This window comes from Methylovorus sp. SPW-M1 (genome assembly GCF_053848825.1).
The window spans coordinates 1,435,602-1,456,662 of the sequence record NZ_CM132626.1 but is presented as its reverse complement, the minus strand read 5'-3'; the positions used below and the strand labels follow the sequence as shown (position 1 = coordinate 1,456,662).

Genomic DNA, 21,061 nt, shown 5'->3' with positions numbered 1-21,061 from the left:
TCAGATCAGCCTGTTATCAATCGATTTATATCGTTATAAAAAGCGCATGCCATCAACAATCCAAGCAGCGCCAGTCCAATACGTTGACCAATTTCCATGACGCGCTCGGAAACCGGGCTGCCCTTGAAAACCTCAACAATATAATACAACAAATGCCCCCCATCCAACACAGGGATAGGCAGCAGATTTAGCACGCCAAGGCTAATACTGACGAGTGCCAGAAAGCCCAGGAAAGCTTCCCAGCCAATCTTCGCACTCTGACCGGCATAACTGGCAATCGTCACTGGCCCACTCATGCCACGCCACGACACATCCCCAGTCAGCATGCCTCCCAGCATTTGAAGACTGAAAACCGAGGTTTCCCATGTCCTGGTAACTGCCTTGGCAGCTGCCACGCCTGGTGAGTAGCTCACCGTCGTCATGATTTTATCCAGCTCGCTCTGGTTTGCCTTGTAAGCGGCGCCAATTCGGCCTATATCCTTGCCATTTTCTCGAACACTATCGGGAATAACCTGTAGATCCACCGTTTGAGCATTACGTGCGACGGTGACCTTCAATGGCGTATGTGGATGAAGGCGTATGGTATCCACCACCTGATCCCAAGCTGTAATGGCAACGCCATCAATTGCGCGTATGTTGTCTCCTGCACGCAAACCAGCCTTTTCTGCTGCGCTTCCCGCCACGACCTCCCCCACCACAGGTGGCATGCTTGGGCGATAAGGTACGAGGCCCAATTTTGGCAGGAAGTCTCCCTCAAAATCATCTTTGTCCAACACAGATAAATTCAATTGATGATGCAGGGAAACGTCGTTCAACCGCCCCTCTACCGAGACTGGGGAATCACCAAGCGCCTGACGCATCAGTATCCAGCGTACGTCTTGCCAGCTGGCCACAGTCTCGCCAGCGATATCGGTAATCAGCTCGCCGGATTTCATTTGCGCAATGGCTGCGGGTGTTTCTGAAGGAATATCCCCTAACAGTGGCTTGATACCCATGACGCCATGCATGAACAGCACCCAGTAAAGCAGGATGGCGAGTAACAGGTTCGCCACCGGCCCAGCCAGCACGATGAGCATACGTTTCCATACGGCTTGCCGATTAAAGGCGCGATGCAGCTCATGCTCGGCAACCGGGGCTTCGCGCTCATCCAGCATTTTCACGTAGCCGCCCAAGGGGAAAGCCGCCAGAACGAACTCGGTATTGTCCTTGCCGATATTTCTGGTCAGCAATGGCGTTCCAAAGCCCAGTGAAAATCGCAAGACCTTGACACCACACCAGCGCGCGACCTGAAAATGTCCATACTCATGAATCGTAATCAGGATGCCAAGGGTAACAACAAACGCGATGACGGTAATCATGCTGATTGCACCATCCATTCCTGAGCGAGCTGACGCGCGGCCTGGTCAGCTGCAATCAGGTTGGGAATGTCAGTAACGGGTTCTATGCTGGATAGCGAGAGCACGCGCTCGATGAGGGCGGGGATATCCATGAACCCTATGCGAGATTGCAGAAACGCCTCAACAGCGACTTCATTAGCTGCATTGAGAATCGCAGGTGCTGTTCCACCGCGCTTCAGCACATCAAAAGCCAGGCGCAAACATGGGAAACGGCCAGTGTCAGGACGTTCGAAATTCAATGTCGCAATCTTGAACAAGTCGAGCGAGCCCACGCCGCTGTCTATGCGCTCAGGATAAGCCAGGGCATAAGCGATGGGTGTGCGCATGTCGGGGTTCCCCAATTGCGCCAGCACCGAGCCATCCACATATTCCACCATGGAATGAATGACGCTTTGTGGATGCACCACTACCTCAATCTGCTCGGGCGTTGCATCAAAAAGCCATTTCGCTTCAATCACTTCCAAACCTTTGTTCATCAAGGTGGCAGAGTCGATGGTGATCTTGGGTCCCATGACCCAATTGGGGTGATTGAGTGCCTGCTGCGAAGTCACTTGCAGCAATTGCTCCCGACTGGCATTGCGGAATGGACCGCCGGATGCCGTCAGCAATATTTTGCGTACACCGCCGCTGTGAAGGTCAGGGTATTTTCTGGAAGGCATGACCTGAAAGATAGCGTTATGCTCGCTATCGATAGGCAGCAAGGTCGCACCACTCTCCTCCACCGCCTGCATGAACAAGCTGCCGGCCATTACCAGCGTTTCCTTGTTGGCCAGCATGATGCGCTTGCCGGCACGGGCAGCGGCCATGGCAGGCCTGAGACCGGCTGCTCCCACGATGGCGGCCATGACAGCATCCACCTCAGGAGCGGAAGCGACTTGCTCCAGGGCATCCATGCCAAACAGAACTTCCGTTTCAATACCCGCCTGGACGAGCATCTGCCGCAGGCGATCTGCCGCGGCCTCCTGCAACAGCACGGCATATCGCGGATGATATTGCTTGCATAGATCAAACAAGGCCTCGGCGCGACCATTGGCCGTTAATGCATAAGCGCGGTATTTGTCAGGGTGCCGGGCAATCACATCCAGCGTATTGAGCCCGATGGTGCCAGTGGCACCGAGGATGGTAATGTTTTGTGGTGATGACTGTAACAAATTTCGCCCCCAGGGCTATTGGGAAACACTTGCCCATAAAGGATAGGCGTAGTGGTAATACAACGGGAAATAAATAAAGAACGCTGCCAGCGGCAAGCTTGAGGTCAGGCCATCGATGCGATCAAGCACACCACCATGCCCAGGTAACAAGCGACCGCTGTCCTTTACTTCGGCATGCCGCTTCACCAGCGACTCCAGAAGATCTCCCATGATACTCAGCACGGTAATCCCCCAAAGCCCGAGGATAATCCAGGGGGTGATTCCCAATGTGCTACAAAGGATGAGCCCATATACGCTGACGGCCAGCCAAGCGCCCAGCACGCCCTCCCAGGTTTTCCCCGGGCTGATTTTCGGTGCAAGCTTGTGGCGGCCAAAACGCTTGCCCGCGAAATAAGCCGCACTATCGGCAATCCATACCGCAACCATCAAGGCAAGCAACAGCCCTGGCTGGATGCGGTGCAAACTGACGAAGGCGAGCCAGGTCGGGATAAGGATTACCCATCCGATAACGGCTACCCCCACCTGGTTTTGAATGCGGAAACGTCCGGATAACCAGATGGGGACAAAAAAGGTCCAAAAAATGGCAGAGGCCAGCAAGCCCCAGAACAGAAGATGCTGTTGAACAAACACATACGATGTGTCAGTGACGGCAACCGCGAGCAGGCCAATGGCAAATGTCACTGCCGGATATAGCCATTGCCCCCCGCCCAGTCGATTCATGCTCGCCCATTCCCATGCACCGATGGTAATGATGACGAGCATAAGCAAGGCCCAGTACACCTCGGGAAGATAGAACAGCGCAGCCAGAAAAAGTGGTATCAGTACCAGGGATGTAAGAACGCGCGCTTTTAGCATGACTTATTGTTGTAACTGTTCGCTGGTGCGCCCAAAACGACGCTCACGCTGACGATAAGATGCAATGGAAAGTTCGAAAGCAGCCGAGTCAAAATCGGGCCATAAGGTGCCCGTAAAATAGAGCTCGCTGTATGCCAGTTGCCACAGCAGGAAGTTACTGATTCGCTGCTCGCCGCCTGTACGGATGAATAAATCAGGCTCTGGGGCGTAATGCATGGAAAGATAAGGCGCCAGATGCTCTTCATTATAATTGCCAGCAAGCTCAGGATGCTCGGCCTGCAAACGGTTCACCGCCTGCAATATATCCCAGCGGCCGCCGTAATTCGCAGCAATGGTCAGCGTAAGACCGGTATTATCCCGCGTCAGGGCTTCCGCACGAGCAATCTGCTCGCGCAAGGACTCATCAAAGCGGGAATGATCACCAATCATGACCAGGCGAATGTTATTTTTATGAAGCTTGGAAACCTCTTGCTGCAGGGCTTCCATGAAAAGCCCCATCAGGAAGGAGACTTCTTCCTGTGGACGGCGCCAGTTTTCACTGCTGAAAGCAAACAGCGTCAGGTATTCAACGCCGATGCTCGCACACTGCTTGACGATGTCGCGCACCACTTCGACGCCACGTTTGTGGCCCGCGACCCGCGGCAGGAATCGCTTCTTGGCCCAGCGCCCATTGCCATCCATGATGACGGCAATATGGCGCGGCACCTCAGCGGTGGCGGGAATGGATTGCGTGGAGCTGAAAAAAAGCGCCAATCAAGACTCCGTTTCTAAAGGCAAATCAAACAAGGCAGTTTACACCGCCATAAGGTCGGCTTCTTTGACTTGCAGAAGCTTGTCAACCTCAGCCACAAAACGGTCCGTCAGCTTTTGCACCTCGTCTTGCATGCGGCGCTCGTCATCCTCACTGATTTCTTTGTCTTTGGTCAGTTTTTTCAGCTGATCATTGGCATCACGGCGCACATTGCGGATAGCCACCTTGGCATTTTCACCTTCGGTACGCACGACCTTGATCAGGTCGCGACGGCGTTCTTCCGTCAACATGGGCATAGGCACACGAATCACGTCACCATTGGTTGCCGGATTAAGGCCCAGATCACCATCACGGATGGCTTTCTCGATCTTGGCCACCATGTTCTTTTCGTAAGGCTGCACGTTGATGGTACGCGCATCGCCCAGGGTAACGTTCGCCACCTGATTCACTGCGACCATGGAGCCATAGTATTCCACCATGACATGATCCAGCAGGCCGGTATGTGCACGGCCCGTACGCACTTTACCGAGGTCACTCTTCAGCGACTCCAGGGATTTCTGCATCTTTTGTTCTGCGTTTTTCTTTACTTCGTTGAGCATCACTCTCTCCTAAACCTGGCGCATGCCTTAAGGCAATACGCGCGTACCTTCATCTTCGCCCATGACTACACGCTTAAGGGCGCCCTGCTTGAATATACTGAATACGGAAATAGGTAATTTCTGATCGCGACACAGCGTCAGTGCCGTCGCATCCATGACCTTGAGGTTCTTGATGATGGCTTCATCAAAGGTCAGTGTTTTGTAACGCATGGCATCGGGATTGGTCTTGGGATCATCGGTATAAACCCCATCGACCTTGGTGGCTTTCAGCACGATCTCCGCATTCATCTCCATACCGCGTAACGCTGCTGCAGTATCTGTTGTGAAAAAAGGATTACCGGTACCGGCACCGAAGATCACCACGCGCCCTTCTTCCAGATAACGAATCGCCTTGCCACGAATATAAGGCTCGGCAACCTGCTCGATATTGAGGGCAGACTGCACGCGGCTCACCAGCCCAATGTGACGCATGGCGTCCTGCAAGGCCAATGCATTCATCACCGTTGCCATCATGCCCATATAGTCAGCCGTCGCCCTATCCATGCCTTCAGCCGCAGGCGCAACTCCACGAAAGATGTTGCCGCCACCGATGACCACGGCCACCTGCACGCCCATATCCACCACTTCCTTGATTTCATTCACAATCCGGGAAATGGTCGCACGATTAATCCCGTAACTGTCATCACCCATGAGGGCTTCACCGGATAATTTAAGCAGGATGCGTTTAAAGGCGGGGGATGTCATGGGGCTCCTATCTGAATTGTGCAAAACGACAATGCGTTATTAAATCACATTATCGTTTTGCAGCGAGTACATCATTACAGCCGCAGGGGTGAAGCCCCCGCGGTTTTACTACCAGAGAAACTGCAGCCTAGATCTTGGCTGCAGCAGCGACTTCAGCAGCGAAGTCGGTAACAACCTTCTCAATGCCCTCACCCACGACGTACATGGTGAAAGAGGCAACAGAGGCGTTTTTGGATTTGAGCAATTGCTCGATGGACTGCTTGTCATCCTTGACGAAAGGCTGGCTCAGCAGCGTCACTTCCTTCAGGAACTTCTGCACAGTACCTTCTGCAATCTTTTCCAGCATGGCGTCTGGCTTGCCAGCTTCCTTGGCCTTCTCAATCGCCACGCGGCGCTCGGCTTCGATCAGGGCTGCATCCACGCCGCTGGCATCCAGCGACTTGGGCTTGGCAGCGGCAATGTGCATGGCAATGTCCTTGCCCAGCGCTTCGTCACCACCCACCAGATCAACCACAACACCGATCTTGCTACCGTGAACATAGCTGTACAGCTTGCCTTGTGCATCTGCACGCAGGAAGCGACGTGGAGTGATGTTTTCACCAATCTTGCCAACCAGCACAGTGCGGTTTTCTTCAACGGTAGCGGAACCCATCTTCAGGCCTGCAACGTCAGCGATATCGGCTGGCTTGTTGCTGGCAATCACAGCGGCCAGTTCGTTAACGAAGTTCACGAAATCCTGGTTCTTGGCACAGAAGTCAGTTTCAGAGTTAACTTCTACCATGGCGCCAGTCTTGCCATCAGCGCTGATGCTGATGCCAACGGTACCTTCAGCAGCAACACGGCCAGCAGCCTTGCTTGCCTTGTTACCGAAACGTACACGCAGAATTTCTTCTGCACGGGTCATGTCGCCTTCGGCTTCTGTCAGTGCTTTTTTGCAATCCATCATGGGCGCATCAGTGCGCTCACGCAATTCCTTTACCATGCCTGCGGTAATTTCAGCCATTATTTGCTCCTTCAATGATGATTTCGGCCAGACTAGGCCATATAACAGGTATAAAAAAGGGGGCTTTCGCCCCCTTTTATCAGGGTCTTACTCTGCCGCGGTTTCTTCAACCTCGACGAATTCTTCTTCGCTAGCAGACTTCACGATTTCCGTGATGGCTTGGCTGCGGCCTTCCAGTACTGCATCAGCAATACCGCGGGCATACAGACGAATCGCACGGCTGGAGTCATCGTTACCAGGAATAACATAAGCAACGCCATCTGGAGAGTTGTTGGTATCAACAACACCGATAACAGGAATGCCCAGCTTGGCAGCTTCAGTAACAGCGCCGCTTTCGTGACCTACGTCCACGATGAAAATCGCGTCTGGCAGACCACCCATTTCCTTAATGCCACCGATAGAGCGTTGCAGCTTTTCAACTTCACGCTTGTAGCCCAGGGCTTCTTTCTTGCCGAACTTGTCCAGACTGCCATCTTGCAGCATGGTTTCGTAGTCGTTCAGACGCTTGATGGATTGCTTGACGGTCTTGAAGTTGGTCAGCATGCCACCCAGCCAGCGGTGGTTAACGTAAGCGCAGTTAGCGCGTTCAGCTTCTTCCTTCATGATGTCGCGTGCTTGACGCTTGGTGCCAACAAACAGGATACGGCCCTTGTTAGCAGCCAGTTGACGCACATACTTCAGTGCATCTTCGAACAGCGGCAGGGTTTTTTCCAGGTTGACGATATGAATCTTGTTGCGGTCACCGAAGATGAACGGTGCCATCTTGGGGTTCCAGTAGCGGGTTTGATGGCCGAAGTGAACCCCGGCTTCCAGCATTTGACGCATAGTTACGGACATAAAAGTCTCCAGTAAGGGTTAATTGCTTCCACACGCCCAACCAACATCCGTATGAACGGACACCCTGTACGGGGCATGTGTGCAGATTTTGCATGCGAATAAAAAGATCAAGCGCATGCTGGTTAAGGCCGCCAACAGCCAATTAAGCTGCTAAACGGGTGCAATATGTTAACATAAGCGACTGTCTGAACTCAAGGAAAAACAAGCTTCGGCTTAATGTAGTGAATATGGCAATTACCATCAAGAATGACCTCGATATTGAGAAAATGCGCATCGCGGGCCGCCTTGCCTCCGAAGTGCTTGATTTTATCACGCCTTATGTCCAGGCCGGCGTCACCACCGAGCATCTCGACAAACTGTGCCATGACTACATGGTCAATGAACAAAAAACCATCCCGGCGCCCCTCAATTACGCGCCGCATGGCCACACCCCCTACCCCAAGTCCATCTGCACCTCCATCAACCACCAGATCTGCCATGGCGTGCCTGGCCCCAAGGTGTTGAAAAACGGCGATATCGTGAATCTGGACATTACCGTGATCAAGGATGGTTACCATGGCGATACCAGCCGCATGTTCATGGTGGGCGAGCCCTCCATTCAGGCAAAACGCCTGTGCGACATTACCTATGAGTGCATGTGGCTGGGCATACAACAGGTAAAACCAGGTGCGACGCTAGGCGATATCGGCCATGCCATTCAGGTGTATGCAGAAAAAAGTGGCTATAGCGTGGTGCGCGAATTCTGCGGCCATGGCATAGGCAAGAAATTCCACGAAGATCCACAGGTGCTGCATTACGGCAAGCCTGGCGCTGGCGTCAAGCTGCAAAAAGGCATGATCTTCACCATTGAGCCCATGATCAATGCTGGCAAGCGCGACATCAAGCAACTGGGAGATGGCTGGACCATCGTCACCAAAGACCACAGCCTGTCGGCCCAATGGGAACACACGGTGCTGGTCACGGATACCGGTTACGAGGTTCTCACCGTTTCCGCTGGCTCGCCCGCCATTCCCAGCTTCAACTAACCAGTATGCCTCAAGCGTTGCCGGATACCCCTCACGCCAGCCTGGCGAAAGACTGGCGCCAGCAACTGCATGCGCGCCAACAAGCCTTGCAAGAGGCTTTTGAGCAATCCGGCAATACCACGGCCCTGTTAAAAGGGCATTCCAAATTTGTGGATCAGCTCCTGCAGGCGCTTTGGCAGGACGCTGGCTTGAATCAGGATGTCTGCCTGATTGCCGTCGGCGGTTATGGGCGCGGCGAGCTGTTTCCACACTCCGATGTCGATTTGCTGATTCTGCTGCCTGACAATTACGACCAGGCACTGGATCGCCAGATTGAAGCGCTGGTAGGCACTTTCTGGGATATTGGCCTGGCTGTGGGTCACAGCGTACGCACCCTCAGCGAATGTGCAGACGAAGCATCCAAGGATGTGACAGTACAGACCAATCTTCTGGAATCGCGCTGGTTGGCCGGGCACAAGCAGCTTTATGCCGAATTTCAGGCCGCATTTGCCGCCAACATGAATACGCAGGCGTTTTTTGAAGCCAAGATGCTGGAACAACGCCAGCGCCATGCCAAGTTCAACCACACCCCCTATAACCTTGAACCCAATATCAAGGAAAGCCCGGGGGGATTGCGCGATTTGCAGACCATACTCTGGATTACGCGCAGCCTGAGTCTGGGCAGCGCCTGGAGCACCCTGGTCAAGCACGGCCTGATCAGCCAGCAGGAAGCGCGCCAGATTCGCCGCCATGAGCAATACCTGCAGATGCTGCGTATCCGCTTGCATTATCTTGCCAAGCGTCGCGAAGACCGCTTGATCTTTGACTTCCAGAATGATCTGGCCAAGCAACTCAATCACGTCACCAGCCGCAGCAAACGCGCCAGCGAGCAGCTGATGCACAACTACTACCGCAGCGCCAAATTCATTCATTTGATGAATGAGATCCTGCTGCAACTGCTACGCGAAAAAATCTACCCGAATGCCGCCCCTGCAGTGCTGATCAATGATCACTTCGAGGCCAGAAATAACCTGCTGGATGCGCGTTACAGCGCTCTTTTGCAAAAAAACCCGACCACCATTCTGGAAAGCTTTTTGCTGCTGGAGCAGCATCCCGAATTAACCGGCATGAGCCCCACGCTGCTTCGCACGCTGTATCGGGTTAAAAAGCTGGTAAATCGTGACTTCCGGCAAAACCCGGTCAACAAACAGCTGTTTCTGGATATCCTGAAACAGCCAGACGGCGTCACGTATGCCCTGCGCCGCATGAATCGCTACGGCATTCTGGGCAACTACATTCCCGCCTTCGGCCGCATCGTCGGGCAGATGCAGCATGACCTGTTCCATGTGTACACGGTGGATGAGCATATTCTGAATGTGCTGCGCAATCTGCGTCGCTTTGCCCTGCCCGAGCTGGCGCATGAGTTTCCGCTGTGCAGTCAGCTCTTCATGCAGTTTGACAAGCCTTACCTGCTTTATCTGGGCGCCTTGTTCCATGACATTGCCAAAGGCCGTGGCGGCGACCACTCAACACTGGGCGCCGTCGATGCCAAGCGTTTCTGCAAGGCGCATGGGCTCAATCGTGAAGACAGTGAGCTGGTGGCATGGCTGGTTGAGGCACATCTCATCATGTCCAGCACCGCCCAAAAGGCCGACCTCAGCGATCCCTTGGTCATCGAAAATTTCGCACGCCAGATGGGCAGCGAACGTCGCTTGACCGCACTTTACCTGCTGACCGTGGCCGATATCCGCGGCACCAGCCCGGCGGTATGGAACGCCTGGAAAGCCAAGCTGCTGGAGAACCTGTTTACCGCCGCGCAGCGCCTGATGCGTGACGCCAGCGCCAATGCAGACTGCAATATCGAGATCAAACTGCGCCAGCAACAGGCAGAAGAAACTCTCAGCTATTACGGCATCAAAAAGCCCAGCTATCAGCCGCTGTGGGAGCAACTGGGCTCCAGCTATTTCCTCAAGCACACCAGCCAGGAGATTGCATGGCACAGCCGCTTGCTGCTGCCGCATCTCAATACCGAAAAACCGATCGTCCGTGCCCGCCTGAGCCCGGCAGGCGATGGCATTCAGACCATGATATACATGCGTGACCGTGACGACCTGTTTGCCCGTATTTGCAGCTTTTTCGATCGCATGAGTTACAACATTCAGGAAGCACGCATCCACACCAGCCGCCATGGTTATGCATTGGATAGCTTTCTGGTGGCAGATCAAAGCAGCAAGTCGGTGGTATACCGCGACCTGCTCAATTTCATTGAATACGAGCTCACGCAAAAGCTCATGCCAGAACAACCGCTGGAAACACCGTTGCAAGGCCGCCTCAACCGGCAGGTAAAGCATATGCCGATCAGCGCCACCATCCACCTGCAGCGCGAGGGCCAATCCAACTATCATCTGCTGGATATTGTGGCGGGCGACAGGCCAGGCTTGCTGTCACAGCTTGCGCACACCTTCCTGGCCCATGGCATCCACCTGCACACGGCCAAGATCAACACACTGGGCAATCGGGCGGAAGACACCTTTCTCATCTCAGGCAAGTCTGGTCAGGCATTGACGGATAGCGCCCTGCAAAAGCTCAAAGAAGACCTTAGCCGTCAGCTATAACAGGGCATTTCTGCTCAGTGTCCATCGCCACAAGTCCATCGCCTCCCACCCCTCCAAGACGCATTGCCCATCTGGATATGGACATGTTCTTTGCCGGGGTGGAATTGCTGCACTATCCCCAGTTAAAAGGGCTACCGGTGGTGGTTGGTGGCCGTTCGATTGATACGCCACGGCAACTGGCCGATGGGCGCTGGCAATTCGCCCGCCTCGGCGATTATGCCGGTCGCGGCGTGGTGACCACGTCTACCTACGAAGCCCGCGCGCTCGGCGTTTTTTCAGCCATGGGATTAATGAAGGCGGCAGCCAAGGCGCCAGATGCGATTATCCTGCCCGCCAATTTTGACGCCTACCGCCATTACTCCAGACTGTTCAAACAAGCCGTGCGGGATATTGCGCCGCATGTGGAAGATCGGGGCATAGACGAGATTTATATCGACCTCAGCGAGCATACCGAGCCCAGCCAGGCGCTTGCCCAGCGTTTAAAAGATGCTGTCTACAGCGCGACGGGGCTCACTTGCTCCATCTGCATTGCCCCCAACAAACTGCTGGCCAAGATAGGCTCGGAACTGGATAAACCGGATGGCCTGACCCTGCTGGACGAAAGCTCGCTGCAATCGCGCATTTGGCCGCTATCCGTCAGCAAAATCAATGGCATAGGACCGAAAGCAGTCGCCAAACTTGCTACGATAAACATCCATACCATTGCCGAGCTGGCTCAAGCCGAGATGGGGCTTCTGCAGTCCACGTTTGGCCGCAGCTATGCCGCCTGGCTGCTGAATGTGGCGAATGGACAAGACAGTCGTCCGGTTACCACCTATTCCGAACCCAAATCAATAAGCCGGGAAACGACTTTCGAGCGCGATTTGCATGTCAGGCACGACCGTGCCCGCCTTGGGGAAATATTCACCAGCCTGTGCGAGCGCGTCGCCCAGGATTTGAAAGCCAAGCGCTATATGGCAGGCACGGTAGGCATCAAACTGCGCTATCAGGACTTCACCAGCGTCACGCGAGACCTGACGCTACCCTCCCCGATCAGCGATGCGGTAGCCATACGCAAAGCCGCCGGGGAATGCCTCAAACGGGCACCACTGACCAAGAAGATACGTCTGCTAGGCGTAAAACTCAGCCAGCTGATGCCGATGGAAGACAGCGAAAATCCCACACAGAAACAAGCGCCACTGCCTTTTGAGTAGCAAAAGAACGGGATATTTTCAAACCGACCTTAGAATGCCGTCCTAACCAGGCCACCCTCTGCGCGAATATTGGAGCCATTGATCACCGCAGCACGCGGGCTGCATACAAAGGCCACCACATTGCCGATCTCCGCGGGGTTGATCAGGCGTGAAATCAATGAGGTCGGGCGATTCTCTGCCATGAACTTCTTTTCGGCTTCCGCCAGCGATAAGCCTGGGTATACATCCAGTATGAATTTCTCCACGCTTTCGGTACGAGTGGGGCCTGGCAATACCGCATTCACAGTCACCGCCGTATTTTTGGTGAGCTCCGCCAGAGAACGGGAGATACCAAGCTGCATGGTTTTCGTCGCACTGTAATGCGCCATCTCAGGTGCAGGCGAAACACCCGACTCACTGGAGATAAACACAATGCGCCCTTCATTGCGCTGCAGCATGCCAGCGAGATAATGCCGCGCCAGACGTACGCCGCTCATGATATTTACCTCGAACAGGCGCTGCCAGTCAGCATCGCTTTCTTCAAAAAATCCTACCGCCTCATAAATCCCCAGGTTGTTTACCAGAATATCCACGGCAGGAAACTGCTCAATGGTGGCCTCACACCCCGCCTGAGTACCATTGTCGCTGACCAGGGCGTGCAGCTTTGCTGCAGGATGCGAACGGTGAATCTCGGCGATTGCCTTCTCCACCACCGCCGCGCTACGGCCGTTAATGATGACGTTGGCGCCTTCTGCCGCCAGGCTGCGCGCAATTTCCAGACCGATGCCACCAGACGATGCCGTTACCAGCGCAAGTTTGTTATCCAGTTCGAGTTGCATGAGAGTTACTCCCTTGATGTAAAGATGCCATTGTGACCTGAAGTGAAGCGCAGGATTGCATGTTTTGAAGGGAAGGATTGTCAGCTCAAGCTGGACAATAGAGTAAAAAATGGCAGAAATAGACAAGAAAAAACCCGCTTGCGCGGGTTTCGGTATGACAGGCAAAACAGCCGGAATTAACCGTGCTTGTAGTGCTTGCGCAGTGGCTTAACCACTTCCCAGTTAGTGTCCAGACCAGCTGGGAACACAACCAGGTCACCAGGAACGATACGGACTGGCTCGCCACCCTTAGGAGTAACGATGATTTCGCCTTCCAGAACGTAAGCGGTTTCCTTGATGCCGAAATCCAGTGGGAACTTGGAAACTTCCTTTTCCCAAATAGACCAGCTGGAAACGCCCAGTTGCTTCAGTTTTTCTTCGCTTGGGTTATGCTCAACAATGATTTGGCTCATGTCTAAATCCTTAATTAAATGAATGGCATCGGTATGAATTTAACACCGCTGACGGGTATCCTTGGCGGAAGAGGTGAGATTCGAACTCACGGTGGGCGTGAACCCACGACAGTTTTCAAGACTGTTGCATTAAACCGCTCTGCCACTCTTCCGGAAACGCTTGCTTCACGCTGCGCATGACCAACCGCGCTGCAAACAATCGCAAAATTATACCAGCGTATTCAGTCATCCGCCAGATCGGCATTCGGAAACAACACATCCTGGAAGCCAAAATTCGCCAGATCGCGTATGCGCATCGGGTAAAGAATGCCATCCAGATGGTCGCACTCATGCTGTACCACGCGAGCATGAAAACCGCTCACCAGGCGGTCTATCGGGTTGCCATACTGGTCAAAGCCGGTGTAATGCAGGCGCACATAACGTGGCACGATGCCGCGCATGCCTGGCACGGAAAGGCAGCCTTCCCAGCCATCTTCCTGATCATCATTCACCGGCTGCAGGGTTGGATTGACCAGGACGGTATAAGGCACTTGCTCAGCATCCGGATAGCGGGGATTCTTACCTACCCCGAAGATCACCACACGCAGGCTGACCCCTATCTGGGGCGCCGCAATGCCTGCCCCATTCATATGGGCCATGGTGTCTTCCATATCCTTAATCAAGGTGTGCAGCTCGGGAGTATCAAACGCCGTCACCGGCGCAGCCTTTTGCAGAAGTAGCGGATCACCCATCCGCAATACAGGCCTAATCGGCATGATTCATCACCACCTGTTCTATCAAGTTACGTACTCGCTCCATGGTTTGGTCCAGCACGGCGCCTATCTCTTCATAACGAATGCCATGCGCACTGCTGCCGCGCCCGGCGGCATGGTTCACCACCGGACAAATGGCGGCATAGCTGATCTCCAGCTCACGCGCCAGCACGGCCTCTGGCATACCTGTCATTCCGACCATGGTGGCGCCGTCGCGTTCCAGCTTGTTGATTTCGGCCGCCGTTTCCAGCCGCGGCCCCTGCATGGCGGCATAGACGCCGCCATCAATCAGCGGTTCGCCAGACTGGCGCGAGGCCTGCAGGCAAAGGCCGCGCAGGCGCGGACAATACGGCTCGGTAAAGTCGATGTGAATTACCGGCTTGTCCACATCATCGTAATAGGTGTTTTTGCGGCCATGGGTGTAATCAATAATCTGGTCGGGCAAGGCAATGGTGCCCGGCCCCAGATCGGCATGAATACCGCCAACCGTGGCAACAGCAACGATGTCACGCACGCCCTCAGAATGCAGGGCCCACAGATTGGCCCGGTAATTGACGCCATGCGGCGGTATGGTATGCCCGCTGCCATGGCGCGCCAGAAACACCACCGACTTGCCGCCCAGCTCACCAAAGGTTAATGGCCCCGAGGGCTCGCCATAGGGCGTGCGTATAAGCTGCCGCCTTGTGATCTTGAGGTTGGCCAACTGCGTAAGCCCGGTACCGCCTATGATTCCCAGCATTAAAAAATTCCTAGCGTTCGGTTGTCAAAAAGTATCCGCGATTGTAACGCAAAGCGGCCGCGGTAAATTCTGCAGATGCGCCCTCTCCGCAAGCTTTAAGCACGGCATTTTGTGGCATACTTCACCCAGCCATGAATACATTCCAAGCCGTTACTGCCGAAAGCCTGGCCCACGCCAGTGCGCACTACGAAAACTTCCCTGTTGCCTCCGTGCTGCTGCCCATGCGGCTTAGACGCCCTATCAGCGTGATTTATTCCTTTGCGCGGCAAGCCGATGACTTTGCAGATGAAGGCGATCATACCCCCGAGCAACGTCTGGCGCTGCTGGATGGGTTCAAGCAGGAGCTGGACCTGATAGCACAGGGCAACACGCCCAACACCGCATTTTTTGTCACGCTGGCCGACACCATCAAACGCCATGCCCTGCCCCTGCAGCCTTTTTACGATCTGCTGGATGCCTTCAGTCAGGATGTAGTGAAAAGCCGCTACGAAAACTTTGGCGAAGTCATGGATTACTGTCGACGCTCTGCCAACCCGGTTGGGCGCCTGCTGTTGCATCTCTACCAGGCGGCCACGCCACGCAATATCGGGCTTTCCGATGCCATCTGCTCCTCGCTGCAACTGATCAATTTTTTGCAGGATGTGGAGATTGATTACAAGAAAGACCGCATTTACTTCCCGCTCGATGAAATGCGCAAATACCGCATTGAAGAAAAGCAGATTGCCAATGCTGACAGTAGCGGTACCTGGGGGCTGTTCATGGAATTCCAGATCAACCGCGCCCGGCGGCTGCTGCAATCGGGCGCGCCGCTCGGCAAGGCACTATCCGGCCGCACCGGCCTGGAAATGCGCACCATCATTGCCGGCGGCGAGCGCATCCTGCAAAAGCTGCATAAATCACGCGGTGACATGTTCACCCAGCGGCCTGTGCTCAAGCCCCATGACTGGGCGCTGATGCTGTACAAGGCCGTACGCGCCAAATAATCACCCGGAGCATCCCTTGTCCCCACAAGAATATTGCGAAAACAAAGCTGCTGCCAGCGGCTCCAGTTTTTACGCCAGCTTTCGCTTCCTGCCCAAGCCGCAGCGCGATGCCATTACTGCGCTGTATGCCTTCTGTCGTGAAGTCGATGACATTGCCGACGAATGTACCGACATCGGCATTGCCCGCACCAAGCTAGCCTGGTGGCGCGAGGAGATTCATGGCCTGTATGCAGGCAATCCGCAACATCCAGTCAGCAAGGCATTGCAAGGCCCGATCAGTACCTACCGGCTGCAAGAGCAACACTTTATTGAGATCATCGCTGGCATGGAGATGGATTGCGAGCAGAATCGCTATGCCAATTTTGCCGCGCTTGAGCTCTATTGCTATCGGGTTGCCAGCGTGGTTGGCCTGTTGTCTGCTGCCATTTTTGGCTACCGCAACCCGGCCACCGAGCAATATGCGCTGGATCTTGGCATGGCATTTCAGCTGACCAATATCATTCGCGATGTGGGGGAAGACGCGCGACGCGACCGCATTTACCTGCCGCAGGACGAACTGGCCCAGTTCGGCGTTACCGAAATCGATATCCTGCATGGGCATGAAACCCCAAAAGTACGGGAATTGCTGGATTTTCAGATTGCCCGTGCCGAGCGTTATTACGACAAAGCCCTTGGCGAGCTGCCACAGGAAGACCGCAAAACCCAGCGCACCGGCCTCATGATGTCAGCCATTTACCGCACGCTGCTGCGCGAAATAAAAGCCGACGGCGCCGAAAAAGTGCTCAATTCACGTACCTCACTCGGTGGTTTGCGCAAAATGTGGCTGGCATTCAGCACCTGGCTGCGCAACTAGAGCATCGGCGCCATGCACTTCCCTCCTCTGCACACCCTGTAACACCGTGTCGACCTCATCATCCTCTCTGGCAAATGCGCATATTGGCATCATCGGCGCAGGCTGTGCCGGCTTGGCCGCTGGCGCCAGCCTGGCCAGACAGGGCATCAAGGTCACCGTCCTGGAATCCGCTCCCCAGGCTGGAGGCCGTGCACGCAGCCTGAACTGGAAAGGTGCCCGGCTCGATAATGGTCAACATATCCTGCTGGGCGCCTATGAGCAAACTCTGGCGCTGCTTTCGCAAGCAGGTGTGGATGAAGCACAGGCGCTGATGCGCTTGCCGCTGGATTTGCGCCTGGCCGAAGGATTTGAACTGCAGGCGGCAGATGCCTGGCCAGCACCGCTGCATTTGCTGCTGGGTTTATTGCGCGCCAAAGGATTGAGCTGGAGCGAACGATTTTCCGCCATCCGCTTCATGACCTGGCTGCAGCTGCGCAGATTCAAGCTGGCACGTGACATTTCCGTGCTGACCTTGCTCCATGAACGCAAGCAGACATCGACATTGATTCGCTGCCTGTGGGAGCCCCTGTGCCTCGGTGCGCTCAACACGCCGATTGATCAGGCGAGCGCACAGGTATTCGTCAATGTTCTGCGCGACAGCTTTGCCCGCGACAAGCACGATAGCCACCTGCTACTCCCCAGGCAGGATTTATCCACGCTGCTGATCGCACCGCTGATGGAGGATATCCAGCAGCACGGAGGAGATGTGCAGCTGCGCAACGGGGTGCAGAAGATAGAAGTCGAAGGGGATGGTTACCGGCTCCATACCGAAGATCAGAATAGCGCGCTCTATACGCATGTCGTCCTGGCCTGCCAGCCTTTCCGGGCGACACCTCTGCTGGCGGACCTGCCCGGCACCGAAGCGTTGCAACAGTCGCTGACCAGCCTGCAATATCAACCCATCTACACGGTTTACTTTCAGTTTGATGCCAGCGTAGCACTGGACTTTCCCATGCTGGGCCTCAATGCAGGCATCAGCCAATGGGTATTTGACCGTGGGCAACTGGATGGGCAGCAAGGCCTGATTGCCGTTGTCATCAGTGCCGAGGGCGCGCATCAGTCCTTGCGACAGGATGCCTTGGCCGAAATCGTGCTGGCCGAACTGCACGACCACTACCCCGCACTCCGGGCGCACATCTACTGGTACAAAGTCATCGCCGAAAAACGCGCCACGTTCAGTTGCACAGTCGGGCTGGTTCGCCCAAGCCACCATACCGGCCTGCCCAAGCTCTATCTGGCGGGCGATTATGTGGCGGGAGATTATCCCGCCACCATTGAAGGCGCCATCCGCAGCGGCGTACAATGCGCCCAGCACATCACACTATCCCTCACCTCTCATACAGAAAGCCATCGATGAACGCTGATCTCTCGAACTTCCTCCTCCATTGGGCCATCATGAGCCTGTCGCTGTGGGTGGCCAGCTACCTGTTCAGCGGCATCAAGTTCAGCGGCGTGCCATCTCTGCTGGTGTCGGCACTCGTCCTGGGGTTTGCCAATGCGGTCATACGCCCTATTCTGTTTTTCCTGACCTTGCCGATCACGCTGGTCACGCTGGGCTTCTTTGTGCTGGTGATCAATGCCCTCATGATCATGCTGGTGGCCAAGCTGGTGAAAGGCTTTCAGCTTTCCGGTTTCTGGACGGCATTTTTCGCCAGTATTTTCATTGCCATCTTTACCCTGATCATTGAATGGATGCTGCCTAGCCAGGGCGCCATCATCATTCAAAACGCCAATACCATCTCTATCTAGATTGAAGCTTCATGCATAACTACCAAGCCCCTGCCCACCTGTTAGCAGACCACGTCATCCTTGTCACTGGCGCAGGCCAGGGCATAGGGCGGGAAGCCGCCCTGGCCTTTGCGCGTCATGGTGCCACTGTCATTTTGTGTGGTCGCACGCTGAAAAAGCTGGAAGCGGTTTACGACGCCATTGAAGCCGCGGGCTATCCGCAGGCAGTGATTTTCCCTCTGGACCTGAGCAAAACCGATGAGCCATCCTTTGCAGCAATGGCAGAAGGCATTTATCAGCAATTGGGCCGCCTGGATGGCATTCTGCACAATGCCGCGCATTACGATAATCTGAGTCCGCTGGAGATTCAGACCATGGAACAGTTTGAAAGCATGTTCAAGGTGAATGTGACTGCGCCCTTTGCCTTGACCAAAGCATGCTTGCCATTGCTGAAGCGTGGCACTGACACTTCGGTTATTTTCACCTCTTCCAATGCCGGGCATCAGGCCGGCGCCTACTGGGGCAGCCATGGCATCAGCAAGCAAGCCGTGGAGCATCTGGTAAAAACCTGGGCGCTGGAGCTGGAAAACACACCGAATGTGCGTCTGAATGCCGTGATACCCGGCCCCGTGCAATCGCCTCAGCGCAAGAAAAGCCATCCTGGAGAAGTGCATGACTCCTTGCCGGCAGCCGAGAGCCTGATGTCGGTATATCTCTATTTGATGGGGAAAGACAGCGCTGGCGTCAGCGGCCAGATAGTTCAGGCGCAGACCGCGTAAAGCGCCTTGGGCGCATAGTCAGCCCTGCTAGGGGTCAAATACTGGGCGCCGGATAATCACTGGCGCGGATGGGAGGTGGCAAGCGCATGATCTTGTCGATCACCAGCCGTGCCATGGCCCAGGCTTTATCTTCCAGCATCATCTCTTTTTCCAGATCCGAGAATGGCAGGTAGCGGTTGCCGTGCGTCAGCGAAAACCGTTTGGATTCCTCGACATTGAGATAGGCCAACATCACATCCTGCACACGTTCGTCACGACTTTTGTAAAGCGATGGCATTGCGCTCCCATCAAGTGATTCAAATGAAAAGGCCAGCTTGAGAAAGGCCGCTTGTCAGCGGCCTTGTGTGAATATACCGCAAGCGACCTGATGTGGGTAGTCCATGCGCCAACGCACAAAGCTGGATTGTCGGCAGGGGCCAGGCTGGCTATGATTCATCACCTGTTCACTGAAAAGTTGCCATGCCATCCACCAGACTCCCGCTTACCGTTGCCTTTCTCGTGCTGCTGAGCCTCCTGCTTTCCGGTATCGCCCCTTATGATCGTGCCACCTGGCTCATGGAAACACTGCCCGTCATGATTGCCCTGCCCTTGCTGATCAAGACATATCGTCAATTCCGGCTGACGGACATGCTGTATGTGTTGATAGGCCTGCATGCGCTGGTGCTCATCGTCGGCGGCGCTTACACCTATGCCCGCGTACCTGTCGGCTTTGACGTGCAGAATTGGTTCGGGCTTGATCGCAACCCTTACGACAAACTGGGTCACCTGATGCAAGGCTTTGTGCCTGCCCTGATCGCCCGCGAGATATTGCTGCGCATGCGCTATCTCACCAGCCGCCGCATGACGGCCTTTCTGTGCGTGGCGATTGCGCTCGCCATCAGCGCAGTTTATGAGCTGATTGAATGGGGCGCTGCTGTTGCCATGGGGCAAGGCGCGGATGAGTTTCTGGGCACGCAAGGCGATGTGTGGGACACACAATCCGATATGCTGTGCGCCATGATAGGCGCCATCGTGGCGCTACTGGGCTTGTCCAGATACCATGACCGGCAGATGCAGTCGCTGGAAATCCATCGCCGCGACGAGCCTTGACAGACTGATTGAGTGAGCTGAAACCAGCTTATTGCTTGATAATAGCTTCTGCCAGCGCCTGAGGCTGGTCAAAGCTTAGCCAATGTGCCTGCATATCCCCCGACGCCGGGTCCAGATAGCCCCAGGTGACCATGGCAAAAGCCAATTGATTGGCCTCTGCCGCCATGCCATCCTCCAGGCGGTCACCGATATACATGGTCTCGGTTTTATTCATGCCATGGGCCGCGACAATGTTTCCGACCATCGTCGCCTTGTTGGGGACGGCAGGATGAAAGTAATCGAGCGCATATACTTCCTGAAAATACGCCCCCCAGCCGAGATGGTCGAGAATGCGACGGGTCGGGTAAATACGCTTGTTGGTACCAATATAGAGCTTGTGATCACGGGCAAGTAGCGCCAGCATGGGTTCAATGTCGGGGAAGACCGTGGTCAGCTTATAGCCTTCACTGTCGTAATGCTGTTTGAAAGCCTGCGCCAGTGCTGCCAGTGTATCGGCATCATCGTGGCCGGCAATCATGGCGAGGGTTTGCATCAAGGGAGGGCCGATAAGCTCGGCCGTCAGTGGGCGAGCCGGTTCGATTCCATGTTGGCGAAAAGCCTCTGCAAAACTGCCGAGTATGCTGCTGGAAGAATCGATCAATGTGCCATCAAGATCAAAAATTATATTTTTCATAAAGTTA

Annotated in this window: 23 protein-coding genes and 1 tRNA gene; 9 read left to right on the top strand and 15 right to left on the bottom strand. The window is 54.9% G+C overall.

Translation table 11 applies throughout. The features are described from left to right. Positions 1-5 precede the first annotated feature (5 nt). The 8 genes from rseP to rpsB all read right to left on the bottom strand — a co-directional run bounded on the left by rseP (position 6) and on the right by rpsB (position 7,337). Positions 6-1,358, bottom strand: coding sequence for an RIP metalloprotease RseP (gene rseP / locus ACWWD9_RS06845; RefSeq protein ID WP_455868104.1), 1,353 nt, complete (start codon positions 1,356-1,358; stop codon positions 6-8). Then, on the bottom strand, positions 1,355-2,548 hold the full coding sequence (gene ispC, locus ACWWD9_RS06840; RefSeq protein ID WP_159355600.1) for a 1-deoxy-D-xylulose-5-phosphate reductoisomerase: 1,194 nt from the start codon (positions 2,546-2,548) through the stop codon (positions 1,355-1,357). Before ispC ends, rseP begins: the two co-directional genes overlap by 4 nt. 15 nt (positions 2,549-2,563) lie before the next feature. Next, positions 2,564-3,403, bottom strand: coding sequence for a phosphatidate cytidylyltransferase (locus tag ACWWD9_RS06835; RefSeq protein WP_455868103.1), 840 nt, complete (start codon positions 3,401-3,403; stop codon positions 2,564-2,566). A 3-nt stretch (positions 3,404-3,406) separates the two neighbouring features. Then, the gene (locus ACWWD9_RS06830) at positions 3,407-4,156 is read right to left on the bottom strand and encodes an isoprenyl transferase (RefSeq protein WP_455868102.1); all 750 of its coding nucleotides are present in this window, start codon (positions 4,154-4,156) and stop codon (positions 3,407-3,409) included. A gap of 39 nt (positions 4,157-4,195) precedes the next feature. Continuing rightward, positions 4,196-4,753 carry a ribosome recycling factor gene (frr, locus tag ACWWD9_RS06825; RefSeq protein ID WP_013442263.1) on the bottom strand — a complete coding sequence of 186 codons (558 nt, stop codon included), beginning with the start codon at positions 4,751-4,753 and terminating at the stop codon, positions 4,196-4,198. 27 nt (positions 4,754-4,780) lie between these two features. Beyond that, complete coding sequence (gene pyrH / locus ACWWD9_RS06820; RefSeq protein WP_013442264.1) at positions 4,781-5,497, bottom strand: UMP kinase; 717 nt, start codon at positions 5,495-5,497, stop codon at positions 4,781-4,783. A gap of 127 nt (positions 5,498-5,624) precedes the next feature. After that, positions 5,625-6,500 (bottom strand): translation elongation factor Ts, encoded by an 876-nt coding sequence (gene tsf, locus ACWWD9_RS06815; protein WP_013442265.1) that lies wholly within the window; start codon positions 6,498-6,500, stop codon positions 5,625-5,627. 87 nt (positions 6,501-6,587) lie between these two features. Beyond that, on the bottom strand, positions 6,588-7,337 hold the full coding sequence (gene rpsB / locus ACWWD9_RS06810; RefSeq protein ID WP_015830110.1) for a 30S ribosomal protein S2: 750 nt from the start codon (positions 7,335-7,337) through the stop codon (positions 6,588-6,590). Between the two features lie 221 nt (positions 7,338-7,558). On the opposite strand from rpsB, the gene map reads away from it, so the two are divergent. Genes map through dinB form a run of 3 tightly spaced genes read left to right on the top strand, consistent with a single transcriptional unit; the run spans position 7,559 to position 12,149 of the window. Next, the gene (gene map, locus ACWWD9_RS06805; protein ID WP_274377355.1) at positions 7,559-8,362 is read left to right on the top strand and encodes a type I methionyl aminopeptidase; all 804 of its coding nucleotides are present in this window, start codon (positions 7,559-7,561) and stop codon (positions 8,360-8,362) included. Between the two features lie 5 nt (positions 8,363-8,367). After that, complete coding sequence (locus tag ACWWD9_RS06800) at positions 8,368-10,956, top strand: [protein-PII] uridylyltransferase (protein WP_455868101.1); 2,589 nt, start codon at positions 8,368-8,370, stop codon at positions 10,954-10,956. Between the two features lie 17 nt (positions 10,957-10,973). Next, positions 10,974-12,149: a DNA polymerase IV gene (gene dinB, locus ACWWD9_RS06795; protein WP_455868100.1), complete on the top strand. Its 1,176-nt coding sequence runs from the start codon at positions 10,974-10,976 to the stop codon at positions 12,147-12,149. A 29-nt stretch (positions 12,150-12,178) separates the two neighbouring features. Here dinB and ACWWD9_RS06790 read toward each other — a convergent pair whose 3' ends face one another. The 5 genes from ACWWD9_RS06790 to ACWWD9_RS06770 all read right to left on the bottom strand — a co-directional run bounded on the left by ACWWD9_RS06790 (position 12,179) and on the right by ACWWD9_RS06770 (position 14,910). Next, the gene (locus tag ACWWD9_RS06790) at positions 12,179-12,967 is read right to left on the bottom strand and encodes an SDR family NAD(P)-dependent oxidoreductase (protein WP_455868099.1); all 789 of its coding nucleotides are present in this window, start codon (positions 12,965-12,967) and stop codon (positions 12,179-12,181) included. Between the two features lie 176 nt (positions 12,968-13,143). After that, positions 13,144-13,419, bottom strand: a complete 276-nt coding sequence (locus ACWWD9_RS06785; RefSeq protein WP_013442271.1) for a cupin domain-containing protein — start codon at positions 13,417-13,419, stop codon at positions 13,144-13,146. Positions 13,420-13,481: 62 nt separating this feature from the next. Continuing rightward, a tRNA-Ser gene (locus tag ACWWD9_RS06780) sits at positions 13,482-13,571 on the bottom strand. Positions 13,572-13,640: 69 nt separating this feature from the next. Further along, entirely contained in the window at positions 13,641-14,174 is a 534-nt protein-coding gene (gene def / locus ACWWD9_RS06775) for a peptide deformylase (protein WP_455868098.1), read from the bottom strand. Beyond that, positions 14,164-14,910, bottom strand: coding sequence for an S-methyl-5'-thioinosine phosphorylase (locus tag ACWWD9_RS06770; RefSeq protein WP_013442273.1), 747 nt, complete (start codon positions 14,908-14,910; stop codon positions 14,164-14,166). The genes def and ACWWD9_RS06770 overlap by 11 nt, the downstream gene beginning before the upstream one ends. A 131-nt stretch (positions 14,911-15,041) precedes the next feature. Here ACWWD9_RS06770 and hpnC point away from each other — a divergent pair, with 131 nt between their 5' ends. The 5 genes from hpnC to ACWWD9_RS06745 are packed head-to-tail and all read left to right on the top strand — an operon-like array spanning position 15,042 to position 19,292. Continuing rightward, entirely contained in the window at positions 15,042-15,893 is an 852-nt protein-coding gene (hpnC, locus tag ACWWD9_RS06765; protein WP_455868097.1) for a squalene synthase HpnC, read from the top strand. 16 nt (positions 15,894-15,909) lie between these two features. Continuing rightward, positions 15,910-16,746, top strand: coding sequence for a presqualene diphosphate synthase HpnD (hpnD, locus tag ACWWD9_RS06760; RefSeq protein WP_015830117.1), 837 nt, complete (start codon positions 15,910-15,912; stop codon positions 16,744-16,746). 46 nt (positions 16,747-16,792) lie between these two features. Further along, a complete protein-coding gene (gene hpnE / locus ACWWD9_RS06755; RefSeq protein ID WP_455868096.1) occupies positions 16,793-18,142 on the top strand; it encodes a hydroxysqualene dehydroxylase HpnE in 1,350 nt (449 codons plus the stop codon). Next, complete coding sequence (locus tag ACWWD9_RS06750; protein WP_015830119.1) at positions 18,139-18,534, top strand: phage holin family protein; 396 nt, start codon at positions 18,139-18,141, stop codon at positions 18,532-18,534. The genes hpnE and ACWWD9_RS06750 overlap by 4 nt, the downstream gene beginning before the upstream one ends. Positions 18,535-18,545: 11 nt before the next feature. Beyond that, entirely contained in the window at positions 18,546-19,292 is a 747-nt protein-coding gene (locus ACWWD9_RS06745; protein WP_455868095.1) for a YciK family oxidoreductase, read from the top strand. A 34-nt stretch (positions 19,293-19,326) separates the two neighbouring features. Here ACWWD9_RS06745 and ACWWD9_RS06740 read toward each other — a convergent pair whose 3' ends face one another. After that, the gene (locus ACWWD9_RS06740) at positions 19,327-19,569 is read right to left on the bottom strand and encodes a hypothetical protein (RefSeq protein WP_013442279.1); all 243 of its coding nucleotides are present in this window, start codon (positions 19,567-19,569) and stop codon (positions 19,327-19,329) included. Positions 19,570-19,751: 182 nt separating this feature from the next. On the opposite strand from ACWWD9_RS06740, the gene ACWWD9_RS06735 reads away from it, so the two are divergent. Further along, entirely contained in the window at positions 19,752-20,381 is a 630-nt protein-coding gene (locus ACWWD9_RS06735) for a DUF2238 domain-containing protein (protein ID WP_455868094.1), read from the top strand. Positions 20,382-20,409: 28 nt separating this feature from the next. Here ACWWD9_RS06735 and ACWWD9_RS06730 read toward each other — a convergent pair whose 3' ends face one another. Then, a complete protein-coding gene (locus tag ACWWD9_RS06730) occupies positions 20,410-21,054 on the bottom strand; it encodes an HAD family hydrolase (RefSeq protein WP_015830122.1) in 645 nt (214 codons plus the stop codon). Positions 21,055-21,061: the final 7 nt, after the last annotated feature.